We start from the raw sequence: 23,294 nt of genomic DNA, 5'->3' as shown, positions 1-23,294 counted from the left end.
ACCGTGGCGGCCCATTTGCGGGGGCTTGCACCCCTGTAAAACCCCAGGGATCGAGCTTTGCGACAATCGGGGGATGAGCCGCACCTTCCAAATCGCCCCCTCGATCCTCTCTGCCGACTTTGCCCGCCTGGGTGAAGAAGTGCGCAACGTCATTGCCGCTGGCGCCGACTGGATCCACTTTGACGTGATGGACAACCATTACGTGCCCAATCTCACTTTCGGCCCCATGGTGTGCCAGGCCCTCAAGCCGCATGCCAAAACGCCTGCGGGCGTGGCCGTGCCCATCGACGTGCACCTGATGATCCAGCCGGTGGACGCCCTGGCCGCCGCGTTTGCCGACGCGGGTGCGGACTACATCAGCTTCCACCCCGATGCCTCGGGCCACGTGCACCGCAGCATCCAGGCCATCCGCTCCAAGGGCGTGAAGCCGGGCCTGGTGTTCAACCCGGCCGAGCCGCTGGATGTGCTGGACTGGGTGATCGACGACATCGACCTCATCCTGATCATGAGCGTGAACCCTGGCTTTGGCGGCCAGAGCTTCATCGACTCGGCCCTGCGCAAGATCGAAGCCGTGCGCAAGCGCATCGACGCCTCGGGCAAGGACATCCGTCTGGAGGTGGACGGCGGCATCAAGGCCGACAACATCCGCCGTGTGGCCGATGCGGGCGCCGACACCTTTGTGGCGGGCAGCGCGATTTTTGGCAAGCCCGACTACAAGGGCGTGATCGACGCCATGCGCGTGCAACTGGCTGCATAAGGGCCGCTTGATGGCGGGCGGGGTGGCCCACCACGGCTGGTGGGGCTACCCCAGCCGTTGAAACGTGAGCACAAACGCCACGCCACCTTCGGTGTTGCGGGCATTGATGGTGCCGCCCATCTTGGCCATGTAGGTTTTGGCCACAAACAGGCCCTGGCCCCGGTGTTCGCCTTCGCCCAGCGGGGTGGGGCTGTCCGGGTCTGATACGCCCAGTTCAAAAATCCGCTCCAGCAGGTCTTCGGCAATGGTCGAGCCCTGGTTGTGCAGCGTGGCGCTGGCCGTGGATTCCGACGCGGTGAGCGTCAGCCTGATGGGGCTGCCCGTAGGGCGGTAGCGGTCGGCATTGCGCAGGATGTGGGTCACCACGTCTTCGAGCGCAAACTCGTCGGCCCGCACGATGACCGGGCCAGGGTGGCTTGGGCCCAGGTCGTACACCACATCCAGAATCCCTGCAAAGTGGGCGTTGTCGGCCACGTTGCGCAAGAAGGCATCCAAGTCCAGCCGCCCCTCGGGCACATCGGCAGCTTGCAGTGCCTCGGCGGGCGATGCTGTGCCATACAGCACATGGATGGCCTGCTGCATGCGCTGCACATAGCGGTGGCCGGGGTCTTGTGGGCCGTTCAGCGCCATCAGCGACTGCAGGGGCGACATGATCTCGTGCCCTACGGCGTGCCACATGTCGCGCTCTTGTTGGGCGCGCAGCTGCTCGCGCTGCAGGTCGTCCTTCACGCGCTGCAGCAGGTCGGCCAAGCCACCGGCCAGAATGCCCAGCTCGTCCGAGCCGCGCAGGTCCGACACATCCAGGTCGCCAAGCCGGGGCCCGGTGTGGCCGGGCTGCACGTTGTACGACACAGCGGCGGCGCGGCGGGTGAGGGCCGTCACGCGGCGGATCAGGCCCACCTCGACCACCAGCCAGGCCAGCGCAATGGCGCCCAGCATGGCACCCAGGTACCACGACAGGCGCGTGGCCACAGCGGCCAGGCCTTGCTCCACGCCGCGCAGGTGGCCGGTGAAGTTGACCACGTAGTTTCCCGTGGGCGTGTCCAGAATGTCCAGGGCCGTGGGGGCGGCGGGCGTGGCTGCTGCCGGGCCCACACCTGCGGCCTCCAGCGGCAGCCAGCGGATCAGGCGCAGCAGCCAGGGGGCAGATGGATCGGCCTGCACTTCGATGCCCTTGAGGGTGATGGCGCTGGCCTCGTCACTGCCCAGCTTGCGGATCTGCACACGCTCGCCCGGCAACAGGCTGCGCGAGAGGTCTCCCAGCGATGCGGCCAGTTGCGCGCCGGGTGCGTCGCTGTCGAACAGTGGTTTGGTGTCCTCGCCCGGCGCCAGCATCTCCACCCGCACACGCATCTGCCCCAGGTCTTCCGGCGGCCAGACCAGGCGCTCGTCCTTGCGGAACAGGGCTTCGCGGAATAGTTCGACCGGCAGGCGGATGGAGTAGTGGGTGCGGCGCAGGCAGTCGGAGGTGATGGCTGCCCCGCCAGGGGGGTGTTGCACCGATGGGGGCGGCAGGTCGCGGCACTGGCCGTTTTGCCACAGCCAGCCGCGAAAGTCGCGCACCGGCCGCGCGCGGGCGTCGAGCAGCGGCGTGCCGTTGTCCACAAACCCCGTCAGGCGCCCGCGCACGGCCGCGCTGCCCTGTGGGGTCATGGCCTCATACGGCGCAATCCAGCGGTAGGTGGCACCCCGCATGTCGAGGCTGATGCGCGCACGGTGTGCCTCGGCGGGCACCAAGGCGCCGCGCTCGCGGGGCGTCAGTTCGCCTGCATAGAAGCTGCCCACCAGGTAGATGAAGCCGCCCGCATAGGGGTTGTTGCCAATCGCCGCGCACACTGAGGCGCCATCGGGGTATTGCACGGAGCAGCCCGCCATCTCCACGGCTTGCTGCGATTTTTGCGGGTCGTCAAAGTCGATGGCAGCGTAGGGCAGCAGCAGCGGCGCTAGCGGCGTCACGCCCTGGCCGAGGTGGCTGGCATTGAGCAGCGCCAACTGGCCCGAGGGGTGGCGCAGCCGCGCCATCACCTCGGCCTGGCTGCGCACAAACCCATGCTGGTAGGCCTGCCAGGCGCGTTCTTTTTCGTCCTTGAGCACCACCACGCTCAGCGCCACCGTGGCCAGCGCCAGCAGCACAAACACCCCGCGCACGAGGATGCGCAGGCGGAACGCGGGCAGGCCCAGGCGGGGCATTTCCAGACGCGATATTTCAAGTGCGGGGTGCAGTAGGCGTTTCACTCCATTCCTCTCGCGTGAAAGTACCGTGCAGGGCTGCCAAAACTGGCGTGGCCCAGGCCAGGGCCGCCGCGCAAGGGCCGCCCCGCCGCGCTGGCGGCGTCCCCCTGCCCGCATCGCGCAGCAATGCGAGAGCGGGGGGAAGGCCCGCAGGGCCTCAGGGGGGTGTTCACTTTACCGTCCAGCGGAAGCCGCGCATGGGCACGTTCTCAATGCCTTCAAATCCGGGGTCCACTTCACGCAGCGCCTCGCGGATGGTGCTCACGTGTTTGCGCACGTTGTCGCGGTTGCGGCCGCTTTTCACCACCTCGAAGAGTTCGTCATACGACACCACCTCGCCACTGCGTTGGTGCAGCGTGGCCAGGATGCGCTGGGCCGTGAGCGGCAGGTTGATGCGCTCGCCGCGCCAAGTGGGGGTGCGTTGCCACAGCGGGTCCAGCACCAGCGCATCGCCCGCCGGGGCGGGAGCTGTGCTGGCCGGGGCCTGTGCCTGCGTGGTGCGCAGGATGTCGAGAAAGGTCTCGATGAAATCGGCCTCTTCGAACGTGGTTTTCTGCAGGTAGTCCCACGCGTCCAGCGCCTTCATGATGCTGCGGTAGATGGCCGCAGGCATGGCGGACACCACCAGCACCGGCGTGCCCTGGCGCAGCTTGTTGATGGCGTTGATGAGGGCCACGCCCGCATGGCGCTCGCGGCCCAGTTCGATGTCGAGCACCACGGCGTCGTAGTGCTCGCGGGCCAGCGCAGCTTCGGCCTCGTCGCGGGTGAACCACTGATCGATGACGATGCCGCTCTTGGCGCTGCGTATCCACCCGGCCAATTGGTTGCTGGTGGGCAGGTCGTCTTCGATCACGGCAATGCGGGTCATGGGCAGGGCGGGGCAGTAGAGGGGTGGGTGGATTATCCCGGCGCCCCGTTCTGGGCGGTGTGAGTTTTTCTTCCGGGGCCGGAAGGTTCGTGCGACAGGTGTGAGCGCATTGGGGGCTGCACTGCGTTGTTGCTTCCGGGGTGGATCCGAACAATCGGTCCTCAATGAGTCAGCCACGGCGGCGGCTCAGAAGCACAACAACACCGAACCAACCTGAGAGAGAAACACCATGAAAGCCACCTGGAATCGCATCGTGCAGACCCTGAAGGGCCACCGCTCTACCCCTTTGTCCGAAGCAGGCTCGGAGCCCTTGCTGGAGGCTGAATTGCAAAGCCCTGTGGCAGCCGATGCACGCGGCGCCGAAGCCCCTCACCTGAACTGGGCCTACCTGCTGCCCACCGCCCGCACCGTGCGCTGGCTGACCGCTGGCGCTGTGGTGGCCGCCGCAGGCCTGATGGTGTACCGCAATCCGCCGGTGCAACACTTGGCGCAAGGCGACCTCGGTGTGCGCCTGAATCAGTTCACCGGTGCCGTGAGTCTCTGGCGCGATGGCAGCGTGTGGGTGGTGCCCGGCCTGCACACGGTGCGCGTGTTCTCGCTGCGTGACCAGAGTTACCGCCCCGAAGTCATGCGCCAGGCCACGGGCAGCGCGCCGCTGCAGTCGGTGGAAGGCCTGTCGCTGGGCCTGGACCTGAGCGTGCGCTATGCCCTGGACCCCAACTCGCCCGCCGTCAAGGCCGGCAACCTGCCCGACAACGTGGGCGTCGACATCGTGGAGCCCGCCGTGCAGGGCCTGGTCTACAAGGTGTTTGCCCGCTACACCGTGCGCGAAATCTTCTCGTCCAAGCGCGCTGAGATTGCGCAGATCATCGAAACCGAACTGCGTGCCCGCCTGGCTGCCGATGGCGTGACGCTGCGCAGCCTCCAAATCGGCAAGGTGGACCTGCCCGCGGAGTACCGCCGCGGCATGGACAGCCTGCTTGCCGAAGAGTTGGCGTCCGAAAAAATGCGCTACACGCTGGAGCTGAAAGACAAGCGCGTGCGTGAAACCGAACTGGACGCCAACGCCGACAAGGTGCGCCGCGAAGTGGCCGCCGAGGCCGCCGCGCGCGAGCAGGTCATTGCCGCCAAGGCCCAGGAAGAGGCCATGAAGCATGTGCTGCCCTTCAAGCAGCGCCAGATTGAGCAGCGCCAGCTGGAGGCCGAAGCCGAACGCGTGGCCCGTGTCAAAGCCGCTGAAGGCAGTGCCCAGGCCCGCCGCATCGAAGCCAACGGCGAGGCCGACGCCCGCCAGAAGCTGGCCGAGGCCGAGGCCTACCGCATGGACCGCGTGGGCAAGGTCAATGCCGAGCAAATGGCCCGCGAAGGCGCACTGGTGACCCAACACCCGCTGCTCATCCAGAAGACGCTGGCCGACAAGCTCTCGGACAAGATCCAGGTCATCATCGCGCCCCCGCCCACCAATGGCGACTTCATCGGTGCCGCACTGCTGGGCGGTAACCGCAACGCCCAGGCCGGGGCCGCACAGGCTGCAGCCGTGGCCGACGACGCCACCACCACCCAAGCCGTGGAGCAGTGAACATGAACGCGACCTTCGCAACTTTGTTGGCAGCCGTGGCCAGCGCCGCAGTGACCGTGGCGGCCGAGGCCGCCCCCCAGCCATCGCCTGGCGCTCAGGGCAGCGCCATCGTGGTGCAAGACCAAGCCAACCTGCGCGCTGCACCGCGCGATGGTGCCCAGCAGCAGGCCAGCCTGTGGCAGGGCGAAGTGCTCGAAGTGCGCGGCGAACGCCTCGACTATTTGCAGGTGTGGGACCACAAGCGTGAGCGCGGTGGCTTCATCCGCGCCAGCGATGTGCGCCGCGTGGCCCTGACCGAGGCAGAAGGCCCCGCGCTGCTGGCTGTGATGCACTTTGTGCAGGACACCCCGGGCGCCGAAGCGCTGGGCATTGGCCTCACCGCCGCTTACCTGCAGGCTGCGCCCGCCAAGGCCCTGGCGGGTGTGGAGGGCGCCCAGGCTTTCGATGCCCTGGGCACCTTTGCCGACCGCTTGGCGCGCCGTGCCTCGGTGGCCGTGCCGGGCAAGGCCTCGGGCGCTACCTTGTCGGCACACCTGGAGGTGGCCAATGGCTACGGCGTGCGCTTTGCCACCTACGAGGTCGAAGGCCGCATGCAGGTCTGCTACGAGGGCGAGGCCTTTCGCCGCCTGCTGGCCATGCCCGTGGCCGATGCCGAGCAGCGCGCCCGTGCCGTCCTGGTGCTGACCCGCCCCGAATGCATCAACCCCGACCTGCCCGCACACGAGCGTGCCAAGGTCACCACCTGGCAGGCGGAGGTGCTGGAGCGCGTAGACGTGGCGGGCCTGCCCGGCTACCTGCGCAACCGTGTGCAGATGCGGCGCGCCAGCGTGTGGGGCGCCGCAGCCTTCCAGCAGGCGCGTAAGAACGCGGCCGACCCGGCGGTGGCCGCGGCCGCCGCACGCGCCCTGACGGAATTCACTGGCGTGAGCAAGGCCGACCTGCCCGACGAGGACCAGAGCGCCTACAACGACGCTGCCATGCGCGTGAGCGCCGTACGCTGGGCGCTGGTGCCTGCTGCGGCGCCTGTCGCTACCGCCGCCGGAGCCCGCCCCACACTGTTGACCGAGCCTGGCGCCCCCGGCGAAACCTGCGTGCTGCTGGTGGACGCGCAGCACAGCGCCAAGGCCCCGCTGCTGCGCCGCTGCACCTACGGCGTGGTGTGGACTGCATCGGCCAGCACCAACCGCGAAGGCACAGCCTTGGCCCTGGCCGTGCAGCCCATGGAAGGCTGGCGCGAGCTGTGGGTGCTGCGCAAGACTGAAGGTGGCTGGCTGGCCGATGTGCTGCCGCCCGCCGCCGCCACGCCCGAGACCGGCGTAGCCGAATGGGCGGGCTGGGTGCCCGGCGGCCAGCAGATGCTGGTGGCGCGCGAAGCCCGGGGCCAGGGCCGATACCGCAAGAGTTTTGAGGTGGTGCGGCTGGAGGGCTTGACCACCGAGCGCGTGACGGGCGATGTGGCTGCGCTGCCCTTGTTCCAGCGTTGGCAAGACCCCGCCTGGAAGCGGCAGACGCTGAGCTTGCGGTGAACACCTCCTGAGTCGGTGGGGGTTGGTGCCACTGTGGTCAACCTGGCATACGCGCCAACAATCGAAGGCTTGGCGCCCACCTTGGGTCCATTGCGCGGGAATGGGCTCAAGGCAGACGCCGAAGCACGGCGCCGAAGTAGGTGGAGGCCAGAAGCGGCCATCCGAAGAAACACAGGCGAAACACCACCGTCCCACCAGAAGCCACGATCAATGCGACAGAGACAAGGCTTCCGCACACCAGGCCAGCCCAAGCAGCGCGGCGGTTGAACGACAGATCTCCGCGAAGCAGGCTGTAGTACAGGCTCCAGAGTGTGGTGAGGCCGAACCACCCAAGGGCCATGGCGATTGCCAGCGTAAAAGCGAAAGAGGTGTCGGCAGCCCTTGACCATGCGTCCACCACGTATCCGATGCCTTGCAGTGTCCAGAAGCCAGCGCCCAGGGTGCTGGGCAGAAGAACAAAGAACCCGATAAGACGGAGTGCGATCGTGCTTGGCATGTGATTCAGTAAAAGGCTCGACCGGGATCCGTGGCTTTCCGTGGAAGAAGCGAAGCATCCCTGATTCCAGTCTGGCAGGCGTATGGACGGCGTAAAACCCGACTTGCTTCATGCGGATCGCGTCAATCCGCCATCGACCCGCAAGCTCTGCCCGGTGATGTAGGCCGCACCCTCCGAGGCCAAGAAAGCGATGGTCGCCGCCACCTCATCGACCTTCCCGTACCGCTGCAGGGGCACGGACGCGCGGCGCTCCTCCCACTCTGGCAGGCTGTCGATCCAGCCCGGCAAGACATTGTTCATGCGGATGTTGTCATGAGAGAAGCTGTCCACAAAGATGCGTGTGAACGAGGCAAGGGCTGCTCGAACCACCGAAGATGCCGGGAACAGCGCGCTAGGCTCCAGCGCCCAGGCCGAAGAGATATTGATGATCGCGCCGCTGCGTTGCTGCTGCATCAGCGGTGCCACCAAGCGGGTCGGTCTAATCACATTCAGAAGATAGGTGTTCATGCCGTCGAGCCATTGCTCGTCCGACAGTTCCAGCAACGGAGCGCGTGGCCCATGGCCCGCACTGTTGACGAGCACGTCGATGCGCCCCCAGCGCTCCCTCACTCGGTCCACCAGACGCGTGAGGTCTTCTATCGACTGGTTGGAGCCCGTCACGCCAATTCCGCCCAGTGCCCCTGCCAGCGCCTCCCCCTTGCCGGAAGACGAAATGATGCCGATGTGAAAGCCATCCGCCGCCAGTCGGCGCGCTGCGGCTGCCCCGATCCCCGTTCCACCAGCGGTAATCAATGCTACTTTTTCTACTGCCATAGTCACCCTTAAATGCTTTGAAGATGCGTTCGGAAATTGTTGAGTATTTCGTCCTATGGTGGTTTGGAGATTGGGGCAGGGCAGCTGTTTCAATCCAGTAGAAAATCTACACCCATGATTAATCCTCTGGGCCGCACGCCCTCACTCAATGCCTTGCGGGCCTTCGAAGTGGCGAGCCGCCATCTCAACTTCCGCCTTGCGGGTCTGGAACTGGGCGTGACGCAAGGCGCGGTGGCGCAGCAGATTCGAGCACTGGAGGCTGAACTGGGCCTGAAGTTGTTCGAGCGCCATCCGCGCACGCTGGCGCTCACGCAGAACGGGCAGCGCTATGTGATAGGCGTGCGCCGTGCGTTTGAGACCTTGGCGCAGGCCACCCAAGGCCTATGCCCCGAGCCGCAGCACCTGACCATCAGCGTGACGCCCACCTTCGCCACCAAATGGCTCATGCCCCGGCTGGGCGACTACACCCGGGCTTATCCTGGTATGGATTTGCGCATTCTTGCGACGGAGCGCTTGTCTCACTTCCACACCGAAGCGGTAGACCTTGCTGTGCGTTATGGCCGCCCGCCCTTCGGGCCCGGGCTTCAGGCCGACTTGCTGTTTGACGAGTGCTTGGTGGCGGTGGGGCACCCCCACACAGCGGGTGAGAATGCCCCGCATGTGCTGGTGCATGACTCCCAGTCTTCGTGGGATCAGTACTTTGAGCAATGCAGGCCCCAGGCGCGTGAGGCAGCAGCGCAAGGCATCTGGTTCAACCAGACGACCTTGGCCATCGATGCCGCGCTGATCGGGCAAGGCATAGCGCTTGTCCAAAGAGATTTTGTGGCGCAGGATTTGGCCGCTGGACGATTGGTCCAGGTGTTCCCGCAGGAGATGAGGACAGAGGCAGGCTACTACCTGGTATGCCCACGCAAGCAACGGCAGCCAGAGGCCGTGGCGGATGTCAGGAGGTGGCTTGGGGCCGTGGGCCGACAGGCGAGTGTCTGAGGTCGGTGGCTTTACCATCCTCCACGCTACCAACTCTATTGCGCTGTTGTGAACTTTATTCCTTTGCTTCCGTCCCGTTTGGACGCCGTCATCGTCGACTTGGACGGGACCATGGTGGACACCATGGGCGATTTCAACGAGGCGCTGAACCGGATGCTGCGCGAGCTCGGGTTGCCTGCCATCGAGGCCGAGCGCATCGAGAGCATGGTGGGTAAGGGCTCGGAGCATTTGCTGCGATCCGTGCTAAATCATGTGCTAGCGCACATGGATAAAGCGCAAGCAGCTATCAAAGCAGAAGCATTATTTCCCCAGGCCTGGGCCAGCTACCAGCGGCATTACCTGGAGATCAACGGCAGCTATTCAGCGGTGTACCCCGGTGTGGTGGAGGGGCTGACAGCCCTGCACAGCGCGGGCCTGCGCATGGCTTGCCTGACGAACAAGCCGCTGTCATTTGCGCGGCCTTTGTTGCAGGCCAAGGGGCTGGCGGGGTTTTTCGGCCAGGTGTTTGGGGGCGACAGCTTTGAGCGCAAGAAGCCCGATCCGCTGCCCCTGCTCAAGACCTGCGAAGCGCTGGGCAGCCAGCCTGCGCGCACGCTGATGGTGGGCGACTCCAGCAACGACGCACAGGCCGCCCGTGCTGCTGGGTGCCCCGTGGTGTTGGTGACCTATGGCTACAACCATGGCCAGCCGGTGCGCGGGGTGGATGCCGATGGGTATGTGGACGCGCTCAGCGCATTGCTTGGCAGTTGATGCGGATAGCGCTGTGGCACCACTCCATTGGTCGGATCAGGCCGGCTTGCCCAACAGCGCGTCTTTGAGCTTGAAGTCGGCGGGCAGGTTGCCCAGCCAGATGCCCAGCAGGGCGTTGAAAAACTCAGGCTCCTTGAACGGCTCGCCCTGGGGCTTGCCCTTGACCGTGATCACCGTGCCGGTGCCCGGAATCCAGTCGATCATGAACTGGTCGCCCGGCTGCAGCTTTTTGTGCTCTGAAAAAATCTGGCTCATGCGCAGCACGCCTGGCACGATGCGCGAGAACGCGGCGCGGTCCATGTTGTCTTCCATGCCGCGTGAGAACAGCTTGCCCAGTTCGGTGGAGTCGATCTCGCGCAGCATGGTGATGCTCATGCGCTTGGGGCCACGCTGGGCGGCCACTTCCTGGGTGGTGGAGGCTTTCTTTTCCAGGTACAGCCCGGCGGTGTAGACCTTGAACACGGCCTTGTAGCGCACCCCAGCGCCGTTGAGTTGCAAGGCCGTATCGCCCAGCGCACTGGTGGCGTCGTACTTCACATCGGCCACCGTCACGGCCTGGCACCAGGCACTGCTTGCCAGAATGCAGGCGCACAGGCCCACCGCCCATCGCTCCATGAGTTTCATGCACAGCTCCCTATAGGAAAAGAATGATCAGAAAAGAACGATCGTTCGTTTCAAATTGTTGCTGCACCGTGAGCGCATCGCAACAGGGTTTTCGATGGGATGCCAGCAGGTTGTGTTGTGCTGAGGGGCTCTGTCAAAAATCAATGACCGCGTTTGCTACACTTTGGCCCATGTTCATTCATCACGTGTTCATCACAGGTTGCAGCGACCGGGGAGCCTGGCCCTGGCGTCAGCCTGTCCTTTTGAACGCCTGATAGCACCTGGGCAACCGCCCCAGCGTGCACCCGTGGCCTCCACCCCGATGCGGTGAGGCCGATTGAATGGACCGCAGCGCCCCTTTTTCATTGCACAGGGACACGCGCTGCGACAGCAGGGAGCCCTCCCCGTGATTACAGAACTTGAATTCAAAAGCCTGGCCAGCGAAGGCTACAACCGCATTCCGCTCATGGTCGAGGCCTTTGCGGACCTGGAAACCCCGCTCTCGCTGTACCTGAAGCTGGCGCACACCAAGGACGGCGGCAAGCACAGCTTTTTGCTTGAATCCGTGGTGGGTGGCGAGCGTTTTGGTCGCTACAGCTTCATCGGCCTGCCCGCACGCACGCTGCTGCGGGCCAGCGGCTTCGGCGCAGCAGCGCGCACCGAGGTCGTCACCGATGGCCAAGTGGTCGAGACGGCCACCGGCAACCCGCTGGACTTCATTGCCGACTACCAAAAACGCTTCAAGGTGGCCCTGCGCCCCGGCCTGCCGCGCTTTTGCGGCGGCCTGGCGGGCTACTTTGGCTACGACGCCGTGCGCTATATCGAGAAAAAGCTCGAAACCACCTGCCCGCCCGACACCCTGGGCTGTCCCGACATCCTGCTGCTGCAGTGCGAGGAGCTGGCGGTCATCGACAACCTCTCGGGCAAGCTCTACCTCATCGTGTACGCCGACCCGGCCCAGCCCGAGGCCTACACCCGCGCCAAAAAGCGCCTGCGCGATCTCAAGGAGCAGCTCAAGTATTCGGTGAGCGCTCCGGTGGTCAAAGCCACCGAGAGCCACCCCGCCCAGCGCGACTTTGCCAAGGCCGACTACCTTGCCGCCGTGAACCGCGCCAAGGAGCTGATTGCTGCCGGCGACTTCATGCAGGTGCAGGTGGGCCAGCGCATCCACAAGCGCTACACCGAGTCGCCCCTGTCGCTGTACCGCGCGCTGCGCTCGCTGAACCCGTCGCCGTACATGTACTTCTACGACTTTGGCGACTTCCATGTGGTGGGCGCCAGCCCCGAAATTTTGGTGCGCCAGGAGAAGACCGAAGAAGGCACCAAGGTCACCATCCGCCCCCTGGCGGGCACCCGCCCGCGTGGCGCCACGCCCGAGAAGGACAAGGCCACCGAGGTCGAACTCATCAACGACCCCAAGGAACGCGCCGAACACGTGATGCTGATTGATCTGGCGCGCAACGACATCGGCCGCATCGCCAAAACCGGCACCGTGAAGGTGACTGAGGCCTTTGCCGTGGAGCGCTACAGCCATGTGATGCACATCGTGAGCAACGTGGAAGGCATCCTCAACGAGGGCATGACCAGCATGGACGTGCTCAAGGCCACCTTCCCCGCCGGCACGCTCACCGGCGCGCCCAAGGTACATGCCATGGAACTCATCGACCAGCTGGAACCCACCAAGCGCGGCCTGTACGGCGGCGCCTGCGGCTACCTGAGCTACGCGGGCGACATGGACGTGGCCATTGCCATCCGCACCGGCATCATCAAGAACGGCACGCTCTATGTGCAGGCCGCTGCGGGCGTGGTGGCCGATTCGGTGCCCGAGCTGGAGTGGAGGGAAACCGAGCACAAGGCCCGCGCGTTGCTGCGCGCCGCCGAACTGGTCGAGGAGGGCCTGGAATGACCCGCGCCATTGCCAAAGTGAAGGCCTGCACCACCATGCAGGACGTGCGCCGCGAAGTGAACGCGCTGGACGACGTGCTGGTGCCCTTGCTGGTGGAGCGCGTGGGCTACATGACCCAGGCCGCACGCATCAAGCAAGGTGTGGAACAGGTGCGCGATGAAGCGCGCATCGAGGCCATCGTGGCCCGCGTGCGCGAGCGCGCCCAGGCCGAAGGCGGCGACGCCGATGTGATGGAAGCCATCTACCGCAGCCTCATGGAAGCCTGCATTGCCTATGAACACCGCGAGTTCGCCCGTCTGCGCGAGCCCGCCCTTGCCGGGAGCGCCGCATGAAACTCTTGATGGTCGACAACTACGACAGCTTTACCTACAACATCGTCCAGTACTTTGGTGAACTGGGCGCCGAGGTCGAGGTGTTCCGCAACGACGAGATCACCGTGGCCGAGATCGAGGCGCGCCTGAATGCCGGGCAGCTCGACCGCTTGGTCATCTCGCCCGGCCCTTGCTCGCCCGCAGAGGCGGGTATCTCTGTGGCTGCGATCAAGCACTTTGCCGGCAAGCTGCCTATCCTGGGCGTGTGCCTGGGCCACCAGAGCATTGGCGCGGCCTTCGGCGGCAACATCATCCGCGCGCAGGAGCTGATGCACGGCAAGACCAGCGTCATCACCACCACCCAAAAGGGTGTGTTTGCTGGCCTGCCGGAGAAGTTCACTGTCAACCGCTACCACTCTCTCGCCATCGAGCGCGCCACCTGCCCGGATGTGCTCGAAGTGACCGCCTGGACCGACGACGGTGAAATCATGGGCGTGCGCCACAAGACGCTGGCGATCGAAGGCGTGCAGTTCCACCCCGAGAGCATCCTCACCGAACACGGCCACGCCATGCTCAAGAACTTTCTGGAGCAGCGCGCATGAACTTCATCGACGCCCACCAGCTGGTGATGTTCATCGCCGCAGGCTGGCTGCTCAACCTCACGCCCGGGCCCGATGTGCTCTACATCGTGACCAACGCGCTCAAGTCCGGCTCCCGCGCGGGCATCGTGGCGGGCATGGGCATCACGGCCGGGTGCTTTGTGCACATCTTTGCGGCCGCTGTGGGCGTGGGCGCGCTGCTGGCCGCATCGGCCACGGCGTTCACGGTGCTCAAGTGGGTCGGTGCTGCGTACCTGATGTGGATGGGGGTGCGCATGCTGTTGTCCAAGCCCGGTGCCGACGGGGGCAACAGCGCAGCGCTGGCGGCCGCGCAGGCGGCCCCTGCGCAGCACACACCGCTGCGCAAGGTGTTTCTGGGCGGTTTCTGGACCAATGTGCTCAACCCCAAGGTCGCGATCTTCTTCCTGGCCTTTGTGCCGCAGTTCATCGCGCCGGGCACGGACAACAAAGCGCTGGCCTTTGTGCTGCTGGGCGTGCTGTTCAACCTCAACGCCATCCCCGTCAACGTGGGCTGGGCGCTGGCCGCATCGTGGATGGCACGGCGTGCCGGGGTGATCCAGTGCAGCATGCACTGGCTGGACCGCGTGGCGGGCGCCATGTTCATCGGCTTCGGACTCAAGCTGGCCCTGACGGACCAGCCCTCCGCTTAAACACCAGGAGACATTCCATGCCCATCACCCCCCAGGAAGCGCTGCAGCGCACCATCGAGCACCGCGAAATCTTCCACGACGAGATGCTGCACCTGATGCGGCTCATCATGAACGGCGAACTCTCGCCCGTCATGACCGCATCCATCATCACGGGCCTGCGCGTGAAGAAGGAAACCATTGGCGAGATCACCGCCGCAGCCCAGGTGATGCGCGAGTTCAGCACCAAGGTCCACGTCAAGGACGCGACCCACATGGTGGACATCGTGGGCACGGGCGGCGACGGTGCCAACACCTTCAACATCTCCACCTGCTCGATGTTCGTGGCGGCCGCAGCGGGCGCCAAGGTCAGCAAACATGGCGGGCGCGGTGTGTCGAGCAAAAGCGGTAGCGCCGATGTGATGGAGGCCCTGGGCATCCACATCAACCTCAAGCCTGAGCAGATTGCCCAGTGCATTGCCGAGGTGGGCATCGGCTTCATGTTTGCGCCCAACCACCACCCAGCCATGAAGAACGTGGCCCCGGTGCGCAAGGAACTGGGCGTGCGCACTATCTTTAACATCCTGGGCCCACTCACCAACCCCGCAGGCGCACCCAACATCCTGATGGGCGTGTTCCACCCCGACCTGGTCGGCATCCAGGTGCGCGCGCTGCAGCGCCTGGGCGCCGAGCATGCGTTGGTGGTCTACGGCCGCGATGGCATGGACGAAGTGAGTCTGGGCGCCGCGACGCTGGTGGGCGAGCTGAAGAACGGCCAGATCACCGAATACGAGATCCATCCCGAAGACTTCGGTCTGGCCATGTCCAGCAACCGTGCCCTCAAGGTCGAGACGCCCGAGCAATCGCGTGAGATGTTGATCGGTGTGCTCAAGGGCGAGCCGGGCGCTGCGCAGGACATCGTGTGCCTGAACGCAGGCGTGGCCTTGTACGCCGCCAATGTGGCCGACTCCATCCAGGCTGGCATTGCCAAGGCACGCGCTGCTATTGCCTCCGGCGCCGCGCTGGCCAAGCTGGAGCAGGTGGTCATGCGTACGCACGCGCTGGCGGGCTAAGCAGCCATGTGGCACGACCCTGGTCTGTGGATTGTGCTGGGCGTTTCCGCGCTGTTCATTGCGGTGGGGGTGGTGCTGCACCGCGTGTTCGTGCGCGTGCTGAAGGGGCCTGAGGGGGGCCGTGTGGCCCCATCCCCTGAGGACAAGGCAGAGTCGTGAGCGCTGCTCGTCGTCCCTTGATACGGCAGCACAGCCTCAACGGCCTGGCTGCGGCGGTGGAGCAACAGCCTCGCCTGTGGTTGCCGCAGCACGCGGGAGGAGGGGCTTGGGTGCCCGGGTGGGAGGTTATGTCCTTATGGGTTGCAGCGTCCGGTTTCTTCTTTTCTTTGGTCTCATCGCTGCGTCTTGGCTGGGTTGGTTGGCTCGTTTGGATGTTGGTGCTCGGCGCTTTGGCGGCGTGGGCCACATGGGCCTTGGGGCGCAAGCGCCAACGCAAAAAGCAACAGGGTTGGGAGGTCCATTTCGAGCAGCGCACGTTGACCCCGGTCGGGCTGCACGGTCACTCCGTCATCACCCTGGGGCCAGACTACAGCCTGGGTTGTTTCCCGGGCGGTGATGGCGAAGAGGCCGCGTGGCTGTTGGAGCTTCGGCACGTACGCCGGGGGCCTGTGGCTGCTTTGGCGCTGATCCATGCGAACGCAGGCAAACCCGACGAAATGGCGACCTTGGACCGTTTTGTCAGCCGCCTCGCGCAGCGGCTGGAGATCCGCCGCTCGGGCGCACCGTTGCCGGGCTTGCCAGGGCCGGAAAATACCTGAAGCGAATGAGGGCGGATGTTGTGGGCCAAACGGCCTGCCCGATCGTTCATTTTTGAAAGAGAAACCATGTCTGACATCCTCAACAAGATCGTGGCCGTCAAGCACGAAGAAGTGGCCGTTGCCAAAAAGCGCCTGCCGTTTGACGTGATCCGCGCCGATGCCGAGAGCCGCGTGCTCACGCGCGACTTTGAAGGTGCGCTGCGCGCCAAGATTGCCAAGGGCCAGGCGGCCGTGATTGCCGAGGTCAAGAAGGCCAGCCCCAGCAAGGGCGTGCTGCGCGCTGACTTCGAGCCCGCTGACATTGCGCAAAGCTATATGGAAGGCGATGGCAAGGTCAGCGCGGCCTGCCTGTCGGTGCTGACTGATCGGCAGTTCTTCCAAGGCCAGCCCGATTACCTGAAGCAGGCCCGCGCCAGCACCACGCTCCCTGTGCTGCGCAAGGACTTCATGGTGGATGCGTACCAGATCTACGAATCGCGCGCCATGGGCGCCGACGCCATCCTGCTGATCGCCGCCTGCCTGGACGACGCCCAGATGGCCGACTTTGAAGCCATCGCCCGCAGCCTGGACATGGCGGTGCTGGTGGAAGTGCACGACCGGCCTGAGCTGGAACGCGCGCTCAAGCTCAAAACCCCGCTGGTCGGCATCAACAACCGCAACCTGCGCACGTTCGAAGTCACGCTGGACACCACGCTCTCCATGCTGAAGGACGTGCCCGCTGACCGCCTGCTGGTCACCGAGTCCGGCATCCTCAAGCCCGCCGACGTGAAGACCATGCGCGACGCGGGCGTGCATGCCTTCCTGGTGGGCGAGGCCTTCATGCGTGCCGACGACCCTGGCCTGGCGCTGGCCAAGCTGTTTCAATAATTGCTATTGATTTGATAGCTGCTTACGCTTGTTAAACAAGCCTTAGAGGCACTTTTAATCATGAATACCGCATCTGAGGACTTTGCTGCCACCCAATTGCAGACCGCCAACCCTGTGCAATGGCCTGTGGCTGCGGGCTGGCAGCCGCTGGTGGACGGGTTCTTTGGTGGCCCCGTGGGGCAAAAGCTGTTGGCTTACCTGCAAGGCCGCATCGAGGCGGGCGCGGCCATCTTCCCTCCGCGCCCTCTGCGGGCGCTGGAGCTGACCCTGCCCGAGGCCGTGCGTGTGGTCATCCTGGGGCAGGACCCGTACCACGGGCGCGGCCAGGCCGAGGGGCTTGCATTCTCTGTCGCCTCTGGGGTGCGCCTGCCGCCCTCGCTGCAAAACATCTTCAAGGAAATGCAGCGCGACCTGGGGGTGCCATTCCCGCCGTTTCCGCAGCCTGGTGGCAGCCTTGTTAAGTGGGCACAGAACGGCGTGCTGCTGCTCAACACCTGCCTTACTGTGGAAGAAGGGCAGGCCGCCAGCCACTCTGGCAAAGGCTGGGAGCTGCTGACCGACGCGGTGATCCGCCACGTGGCCGAGGGCGACCGCCCCGTCGTCTTCATGCTGTGGGGCGCACACGCACAGTCCAAGCGCGCCTTTATTCCGCAGGATCGCGGCCACTTGGTGCTCACCTCCAACCACCCCTCGCCGCTGTCCGCCTTGCGGCCCCCGGTGCCCTTCATCGGCAACGGACATTTTGGGCAGGCGCGTGAGTTTCGGGAGCGGCATCGGGGGTGACTTTTGCGCAGAGCATGGGTAGCTGCTGCTTTCTGACCTTCCGTGGGAGCGCTGGATGGCTCTGGCGCTGACATGGCTCCTCGCGAGGTAACCCCCAAAAAAGCAAAGGGCGCCTAGAGCGCCCTTTGCTTTTGAGAGGGGCACAGCCGCTAGGCCATGCTCTGCACCTCAAGGGTCCAGCAGGTGCACCATGGCGGTGGATTTTCCGCCTTTGCCATCGCTGATGGTATAGGTGAAGGTGTCTGCGTAGAACGGGGCCTTGGGCGTGAAGAGAATCTGCGATCCCATGATTTGCACGGTACCCGACAGGTTGTCAGGCTGCGTCACTCCAACGATCGAAAGGGTATCGCCATCCGGGTCCGTATCGTTGGCCAGCACAGAGAGCATGACGGCGGTCGTTCCACTGACCCAGTAGGTATCCCCCACGGCAACTGGCGCGCGGTTAGACGCGTTGCCCGTGACTTGAACCACGACCTGAGCAGTCGATGTCAGTCCTTGCTGGTCGCGGATGGAGTAAGTGAACTTGTCAGCTCCTGCGTAATTGCTCGGTGCGATGTAGACAACCTGCGAGCCTTCGATGCGCACACGGCCCTGCGCTGGTTGTCCCACAGAGACCAGCGTCAAGGTGTCTCCCTGGTCCGGGTCTGTGTCATTCGCCAAGATGGGAAGGGTGGTGGTGGAGCCTTGTGCCACCTGATAGCTGTCATCGGTGGCCGTAGGCGCTCGGTTGACCCATGTACGGCTTCGATTTTCCGTCTGCGTTTCTTCTTTGGTGCGATACACATCCACCGTGCGTTTGTGCAGCGCTGGTGTGCGCAGGGCTTGACGAACCCAGGCCGGGGGTTGGTCCACCAGTTCGCGCTCGTAGGTGACGGCAGGGGGCTGAGGGGCGACTGCAGCGGTTGTCGTGGACGCAGGGGCGGGTGCAGGGGCCACCACTTGCTCTTCGTCCACAAAGCTGTAGAACTCCAATTCCACGCGGCGGTTCTTCTCGCGGGTGGCTGGCTCTGCGGGGTACTTGGGGTCGCGCTTGCCTCGGCCTTCTGCCAGGGACTCGGTCGCGCCAAATGCGCCGGCGGCAACCAGGTAGTCACGCACCGCAGTGGCGCGCTGCAGGGACAGCTTGTCGTTGGCGGCGTCGCTGCCCAGGTCGCAGGTGTGGCCAATGATGAGTACGTTGCCTTCGTGCCCCTGGGTTTTGAGTTGCTGGGCCACGCGGTCCAGCTCTGCCTTGGCCGAAGGGGTCAGGCGCGCGCTGTTGAATGCGAAGAACGCCTCGGCCGTCATATTGGCCTTGGTTTTCACCCACTGTTTGACAGGCTCTTGCGGTGCCTGGTTCTGGGCCATCGCTGGCTCTGTAGAGGGCGCTGCGGCAGGTGCGTCAACGGGGGTGACGCGGAACAGGCGCTCTGGTTGGCTGTTGTTGCCCCCCAGCGCATAGCGGTATACCACCATCGCACGGGTTTCATTGCGGGTGGTGTCCAGGTCGCCGCTCTTGAAGATGCGGTCCACCTGCAGTGCGACGCTGTGGGGTGTTCCCACAAACGCCTTTTCAGCCATCAGCGATACCGTGTGCTGGTGTGCATTGCTGCGGCCCCATTCGTAGTCGTACCCGGCAGTGATGCGGACTTGGCGGTTGTCAAATGTGCGACCAGCCCGCACGCCAACACCGTAGTCGTAGGCTTTTTCGTAGAACCGCGTGCTTTGGGTACGGGTAATGGTGTCGATATAGGGGCGACCGTCTGCGACCCCAGTTTCGTCCAATGTTGTTGTGCTGGACGTCGTGCCCATGAGGCGGCGTCCTGTGATGGCCCGGCTCAAATTCAGGTTGCCAAACCAGTCGCTTTCTTCGCGGCCATAGCCCAAGGTGATCTTGCGATCCCGGGTGGGGTTCTGGTCGTGGGCCAGAAAGTATTTGTGTACCGTAGCACCCTGCAGCTGGTGGTAGCTGAGCTTGAGGCCACCGGAAGACTGGGCCACCCAACCTTCGCCCAGCCAGGCGCTGTTGGCCTGTTCGTGCAGCACGGCTGAAAGCTCTCCCTGGAACTTGCCGCCTTTGGAGTAGCCAATGGAGAAGCGTGCAGCATCACCGGAGTACAGCAAGCTGCCATCGGGTTGGAGGGTGACGGAACCTTGGGCCTGCGCGGGCTGAACACAGAATGGTGCGATCAGAGACAGCAAGAGCAAGGGAAGTCGGGATGGGCGATGCTTGCGGGGCATAGATCAGCTCAAAGGGTAGAGGGGGCAACCACCAAAGGAACCCTGGGTTGCTCGGGCAGCTTCGCTTGCGCAGCCAATGCAGGCGGTGGGTGGCTCGCTCGGCAAGCCAAGCAGGACACAGCCTGACTCCATCCAATCTTGGACGGGCTTTGTTTCTGAGTGGGCTGGGGTAGGATTCTAAAAGCGTATGGCCCAAACCCCATGGGCAGGCTGCAAGTGTTGTGAATGCGCCATAGGGGGCAGGCACATGGCCGGGGCAGACCCAGGGCTGATTTCGCCGCGATGCCTGCCTTTGGCCTGTTTCACAGAGTTGGACGATCGCACCGAGTCCGGTGCCTTGGGTTTACTCCGCCACCGGTGCCCGTGGTGCCGCTGGCGCTTCACAGCCTGCGGCCTGGCCCAGGCCTTTGAGGTAGCTGCGGCGGATGGTGCCTGCGGTGATGGAGGCTTCGACCTCTCGGGCGTACTTCTCTGCCCCGGTGAGTTTGCGCACCCAGCTGCGCATGGGCACGATGCCTTCTGCGGCACCTTTGACGGCACCGATCGCGCCCTTCTTGGCGGCGCCTGCGCCACGTTCGATCAGGCTGGGGTTGCGGTCGGTGGACGGGGTGTCCAGGTCGGCGCCCAGCACGGTGTCCAGTGCCTGGATGTGTTCGGCCAGTGCTGTGCAGCTGCGGTCGGCGGGGGCGGCGTAGGGAGCTTGCCGTGCAGCGGCCAGCACGGCCGGGATGTCGGCTTTGACCAGGTTCAGATCGCCCAGGGGCGAGGTGATGGCTTTGCCGACTTCAGTGGCGGTCTGGCTGCCCGATGAGGCGGATGAGGCTGTACTGGCCGCAGAGGTTTCAGGCGCAGCGGTGGGCACTTGCTGGGCTGGGGCAGATGCGCAGCCGCCCAGAATCAGTGCAGCAGACAAAGTGCAGGGGATGACCGCAAAGCGCGAAACCAAAGAGTTCATGAGGGCTGGTCCGATAGAGGTGAAGCACGTCCTGTGAGGGCATGCCTGTGGTTTTGGCAATCAGGCTCCCGCACGGGGTGGCCAGATCGCCTGTGTGCGGGGGCTGGCCACCCGTGTGCAGGGCTGGCTGAGTGTAGGTGGCCTGTGCGCCAGCCACGCACCGGCGCTGTGTCGGCAAACCCACACTCTGTGCAGTTTTGCCGAGTTTGCGGGGCTGGATGGGGCGGCTCAGCGGGCCGTTGGGGAGGTTTGGGGCGCCTCTTTGGAGGCCTGGGCGCTGCGCTCCAGCAGCATGGCGTCGCCGTAGCTGAAAAAGCGGTAGCCCTGGGCGATGGCGTGGCGGTACAGGCCCATCACATGGGCGTAGCCCGCAAAGGCGCTTACCAGCATCATCAGCGTGCTTTTGGGCAGGTGGAAGTTGGTGATGAGCACATCCACCACCTGGAAGCTGAAGCCCGGGGTGATGAAAATATTCGTGTCGCCCGTCGCCAGGCCGGTGCGCGCCCAGGATTCAAGCGTGCGCACGGTGGTGGTGCCCACCGCCACCACGCGCCCGCCGCGCTGGCGGCAGCGCTCGAGCGCTGCCAGTGTGGCCAGGGGCACTTCGTACCACTCGCTGTGCATCTGGTGCTCGGCCAGGTTTTCGGTCTTGCAGGGCTGGAAGGTGCCTGCGCCCACGTGCAGCGTGACACTCGCGCGTTCAATGCCGCGTGCGGCCAGATCGGCCAGCACGCCTTCGTCAAAGTGCAGCGCGGCGGTGGGCGCGGCCACGGCGCCGGGGGCGCTCGCAAACACGGTCTGGTAGCGCTGGCTGTCTTCGGCTTCATCTGGGTCGTGGTCGGTGTTCTGGTGGCGCTCGATGTAGGGCGGCAGCGGCAGGTGGCCGTGGCGGTCCATCAGCTCCCAGGGCGATTCGCCTGCGGGGCCCAGCAGCGCAAAGCGGAAAAGCGGGCCGTCCTCGGTGGGCCAGCGGCCCAGCAGCAGTGCGTCAAAACCCCCGCCCTTGCGGCCACCCGCCATGTGCACCAAGCTACCGGGCAGGGGCTTTTTGCTGACCTTCATGTGGGCTACGACTTCATTCCCCTGGTTTCCGGCCTCGGCGGGCAACACGCGTTCAATCAGCAGCTCCAGCTTGCCGCCGCTGGCTTTCTCGCCAAAGATGCGCGCTTTGACCACGCGGGTGTCGTTGAACACCAGCAGGTCGCCCTCGCGCAGCAGGCCGGGCAGGTCGCGGAAGATGCGGTCCACCGGCTGCATGGCCCGGCCGTCCAGCAGGCGCGAGGCGCTGCGTTCGGGGGCTGGGTGCTGGGCAATCAGTTCGGGGGGCAGCGAGAAGTCGAAGTCGCTGAGGGTGTAGGCGCGAGGGGCGCCGGGGGCTGCGGGCGTGATGTCTGTCATGTGCTTGAGGGCCGAACGGGCCCGTGCCAAGAAGGAAGAGTAAAAGACGGGAGAAACGTAGCCGTCAAAACGGGGGCGCTACGGGGGCGCTATTGTCCCACGGGGGCGCACGGCAACTGCGGCCTGCAGTCAGCCAGGGCTGGCCACGGCTTGCGGCGCAGGGACTGTGGCAAGCAGACTGAGGATCTTGTCGTGCTGGGCCAATGCCGTACCGGGTGCCAGCAAAGCCGCAGCCCCTGCGGCCACACCCCAGCGCAAGGCGTCAGGGGGCGCGTCACCCTGCGCCAGCGCCCAGACCAGGGTGGCCAAAAAGCAATCGCCCGCGCCCGTTGTCCCGGTGGCGGCGGGCACATTCAGCGCCGGGGCCTGCCACACACCGTGGCGGGTGGCCAGCAGGGCTCCGTCTTCGCCCATCGATAGCGCCACCATGTCGGCTGCGCCGCGCAACACCAGCGACTGCGCCGCCTGGCTTTGCTCCGGCAGGCTGGCCAGGGGCTGCTGCAGCAATTCGCGCAGCTCCCGCAGGCTGGGCTTGACGAGGGTGACGCCCGCCTGCAGGGCGGCGGCCAGGGGCGGGCCCGAGGTGTCCAGCACCACGTGCCTGCCCTGGGCCTTGGCCAGGCGGGCGGCCTGGGCGTAAAAGTCATCTGGCACACCCGGCGGCAGGCTGCCGCTGGCGATGACCCATTGGGGTGCTGCAGGCAGAGTGATCGGTGGGGGTGTGCGCAGCAACTCCAGGCCTGCCTGCCAGTCGGCGGGCCCTACCGTGGGGCCCGGCAGCACAAAACGGAATTCGCGTCCGGTGCAGGTCTCCAGCACCGACAGGTTTTCGCGGGTGTCGCCGCTGATTGGGTGCACCATGGTCGGCACGCCTTCGCGCGCCAGTAACTGCTGCAGCTGGGCGCCCGCAGGGCCGCCTGCCAGGGCCCAGGCTTGCACTGGGGCGCCCAGACGGTGCAGCACCCGGGCCACATTGATGCCACCGCCACCGGGGTAGCGTTGCACGCCGGCGCAACGCAGCTTGTGGGTGGCTTGCACTTGCTCGGTGCGGGTGGCAATGTCCAGCGCCGGGTTGAGCGTGAGCGTCAAAAAATGGGTCATCGCGGGCTGTGGGGCAAGCCGTGGAGCGGCTGGGAATCCGAGGGGCGCCTGGGGCCGCCCCAGCG

Annotated in this window: 23 protein-coding genes; 14 read left to right on the top strand and 9 right to left on the bottom strand. The window is 65.2% G+C overall.

The window, feature by feature from the left end; all coding sequences use genetic code 11:
- Window positions 1-73: 73 nt before the first annotated feature.
- Entirely contained in the window at window positions 74-757 is a 684-nt protein-coding gene (gene rpe, locus CLU88_RS12790) for a ribulose-phosphate 3-epimerase (protein WP_063462344.1), read from the top strand.
- A gap of 45 nt (window positions 758-802) precedes the next feature.
- Here rpe and CLU88_RS12785 read toward each other — a convergent pair whose 3' ends face one another.
- Together CLU88_RS12785 and CLU88_RS12780 are read right to left on the bottom strand one after the other, a co-directional pair.
- Window positions 803-2,992 (bottom strand): HAMP domain-containing sensor histidine kinase, encoded by a 2,190-nt coding sequence (locus tag CLU88_RS12785; RefSeq protein WP_099656922.1) that lies wholly within the window; start codon window positions 2,990-2,992, stop codon window positions 803-805.
- 166 nt (window positions 2,993-3,158) lie between these two features.
- On the bottom strand, window positions 3,159-3,857 hold the full coding sequence (locus CLU88_RS12780; RefSeq protein ID WP_099656921.1) for a response regulator transcription factor: 699 nt from the start codon (window positions 3,855-3,857) through the stop codon (window positions 3,159-3,161).
- A gap of 229 nt (window positions 3,858-4,086) precedes the next feature.
- Between CLU88_RS12780 and CLU88_RS12775 the strand changes: the two genes are divergently transcribed.
- Window positions 4,087-5,436 carry an SPFH domain-containing protein gene (locus CLU88_RS12775; protein WP_099656920.1) on the top strand — a complete coding sequence of 450 codons (1,350 nt, stop codon included), beginning with the start codon at window positions 4,087-4,089 and terminating at the stop codon, window positions 5,434-5,436.
- A gap of 2 nt (window positions 5,437-5,438) precedes the next feature.
- Window positions 5,439-6,962 carry a hypothetical protein gene (locus CLU88_RS12770; RefSeq protein ID WP_233205459.1) on the top strand — a complete coding sequence of 508 codons (1,524 nt, stop codon included), beginning with the start codon at window positions 5,439-5,441 and terminating at the stop codon, window positions 6,960-6,962.
- 106 nt (window positions 6,963-7,068) lie between these two features.
- Here the strand turns inward: CLU88_RS12770 and CLU88_RS12765 are convergent, their stop codons facing one another.
- On the bottom strand, window positions 7,069-7,458 hold the full coding sequence (locus CLU88_RS12765) for a hypothetical protein (RefSeq protein ID WP_099656919.1): 390 nt from the start codon (window positions 7,456-7,458) through the stop codon (window positions 7,069-7,071).
- Between the two features lie 108 nt (window positions 7,459-7,566).
- Window positions 7,567-8,271, bottom strand: coding sequence for an SDR family oxidoreductase (locus tag CLU88_RS12760; RefSeq protein ID WP_099656918.1), 705 nt, complete (start codon window positions 8,269-8,271; stop codon window positions 7,567-7,569).
- 114 nt (window positions 8,272-8,385) lie between these two features.
- Here CLU88_RS12760 and CLU88_RS12755 point away from each other — a divergent pair, with 114 nt between their 5' ends.
- Complete coding sequence (locus CLU88_RS12755) at window positions 8,386-9,258, top strand: LysR substrate-binding domain-containing protein (protein WP_099656917.1); 873 nt, start codon at window positions 8,386-8,388, stop codon at window positions 9,256-9,258.
- A 48-nt stretch (window positions 9,259-9,306) separates the two neighbouring features.
- A complete protein-coding gene (locus tag CLU88_RS12750; RefSeq protein WP_255410663.1) occupies window positions 9,307-10,008 on the top strand; it encodes a phosphoglycolate phosphatase in 702 nt (233 codons plus the stop codon).
- 36 nt (window positions 10,009-10,044) lie between these two features.
- Here CLU88_RS12750 and CLU88_RS12745 read toward each other — a convergent pair whose 3' ends face one another.
- Window positions 10,045-10,632, bottom strand: a complete 588-nt coding sequence (locus CLU88_RS12745; protein WP_099656916.1) for a chalcone isomerase family protein — start codon at window positions 10,630-10,632, stop codon at window positions 10,045-10,047.
- Between the two features lie 385 nt (window positions 10,633-11,017).
- On the opposite strand from CLU88_RS12745, the gene trpE reads away from it, so the two are divergent.
- From trpE to CLU88_RS12705, 9 genes are all read left to right on the top strand, one after another.
- Window positions 11,018-12,517 (top strand): anthranilate synthase component I, encoded by a 1,500-nt coding sequence (gene trpE / locus CLU88_RS12740; protein ID WP_099658839.1) that lies wholly within the window; start codon window positions 11,018-11,020, stop codon window positions 12,515-12,517.
- Window positions 12,514-12,849 carry a chorismate mutase gene (locus CLU88_RS12735; RefSeq protein ID WP_099656915.1) on the top strand — a complete coding sequence of 112 codons (336 nt, stop codon included), beginning with the start codon at window positions 12,514-12,516 and terminating at the stop codon, window positions 12,847-12,849. The genes trpE and CLU88_RS12735 overlap by 4 nt, the downstream gene beginning before the upstream one ends.
- Window positions 12,846-13,430: an aminodeoxychorismate/anthranilate synthase component II gene (locus tag CLU88_RS12730; RefSeq protein WP_099656914.1), complete on the top strand. Its 585-nt coding sequence runs from the start codon at window positions 12,846-12,848 to the stop codon at window positions 13,428-13,430. Before CLU88_RS12735 ends, CLU88_RS12730 begins: the two co-directional genes overlap by 4 nt.
- Entirely contained in the window at window positions 13,427-14,098 is a 672-nt protein-coding gene (locus CLU88_RS12725) for a LysE family translocator (RefSeq protein WP_099656913.1), read from the top strand. The genes CLU88_RS12730 and CLU88_RS12725 overlap by 4 nt, the downstream gene beginning before the upstream one ends.
- Window positions 14,099-14,115: 17 nt before the next feature.
- Window positions 14,116-15,147: an anthranilate phosphoribosyltransferase gene (trpD, locus tag CLU88_RS12720; protein WP_099656912.1), complete on the top strand. Its 1,032-nt coding sequence runs from the start codon at window positions 14,116-14,118 to the stop codon at window positions 15,145-15,147.
- A gap of 6 nt (window positions 15,148-15,153) precedes the next feature.
- Entirely contained in the window at window positions 15,154-15,306 is a 153-nt protein-coding gene (locus tag CLU88_RS23110) for a cytochrome c biogenesis protein ResB (RefSeq protein WP_143225998.1), read from the top strand.
- Window positions 15,307-15,434: 128 nt separating this feature from the next.
- Window positions 15,435-15,905: a hypothetical protein gene (locus CLU88_RS12715; protein ID WP_143225997.1), complete on the top strand. Its 471-nt coding sequence runs from the start codon at window positions 15,435-15,437 to the stop codon at window positions 15,903-15,905.
- Between the two features lie 66 nt (window positions 15,906-15,971).
- Window positions 15,972-16,772 (top strand): indole-3-glycerol phosphate synthase TrpC, encoded by an 801-nt coding sequence (trpC, locus tag CLU88_RS12710; RefSeq protein ID WP_099656910.1) that lies wholly within the window; start codon window positions 15,972-15,974, stop codon window positions 16,770-16,772.
- 60 nt (window positions 16,773-16,832) lie between these two features.
- On the top strand, window positions 16,833-17,555 hold the full coding sequence (locus CLU88_RS12705; protein WP_099656909.1) for a uracil-DNA glycosylase: 723 nt from the start codon (window positions 16,833-16,835) through the stop codon (window positions 17,553-17,555).
- 168 nt (window positions 17,556-17,723) lie between these two features.
- Here the strand turns inward: CLU88_RS12705 and CLU88_RS12700 are convergent, their stop codons facing one another.
- The 4 genes from CLU88_RS12700 to CLU88_RS12685 all read right to left on the bottom strand — a co-directional run bounded on the left by CLU88_RS12700 (window position 17,724) and on the right by CLU88_RS12685 (window position 23,229).
- A complete protein-coding gene (locus CLU88_RS12700; protein ID WP_099656908.1) occupies window positions 17,724-19,775 on the bottom strand; it encodes an Ig-like domain-containing protein in 2,052 nt (683 codons plus the stop codon).
- A 343-nt stretch (window positions 19,776-20,118) separates the two neighbouring features.
- The gene (locus CLU88_RS12695; RefSeq protein ID WP_233205458.1) at window positions 20,119-20,730 is read right to left on the bottom strand and encodes a hypothetical protein; all 612 of its coding nucleotides are present in this window, start codon (window positions 20,728-20,730) and stop codon (window positions 20,119-20,121) included.
- Between the two features lie 228 nt (window positions 20,731-20,958).
- The gene (queA, locus tag CLU88_RS12690) at window positions 20,959-22,128 is read right to left on the bottom strand and encodes a tRNA preQ1(34) S-adenosylmethionine ribosyltransferase-isomerase QueA (protein ID WP_099656907.1); all 1,170 of its coding nucleotides are present in this window, start codon (window positions 22,126-22,128) and stop codon (window positions 20,959-20,961) included.
- Between the two features lie 129 nt (window positions 22,129-22,257).
- Complete coding sequence (locus CLU88_RS12685) at window positions 22,258-23,229, bottom strand: 1-phosphofructokinase family hexose kinase (RefSeq protein ID WP_099656906.1); 972 nt, start codon at window positions 23,227-23,229, stop codon at window positions 22,258-22,260.
- Between the last annotated feature and the right edge of the window lie 65 nt (window positions 23,230-23,294).

Origin of the sequence: Acidovorax sp. 56 (assembly GCF_002749705.1) — a bacterium.
Taxonomy (GTDB): Bacteria; Pseudomonadota; Gammaproteobacteria; order Burkholderiales; family Burkholderiaceae_C; genus Acidovorax.
Note: the sequence above shows the minus strand (reverse complement) of the source record. Positions and strands in the feature narration are given on the sequence as shown.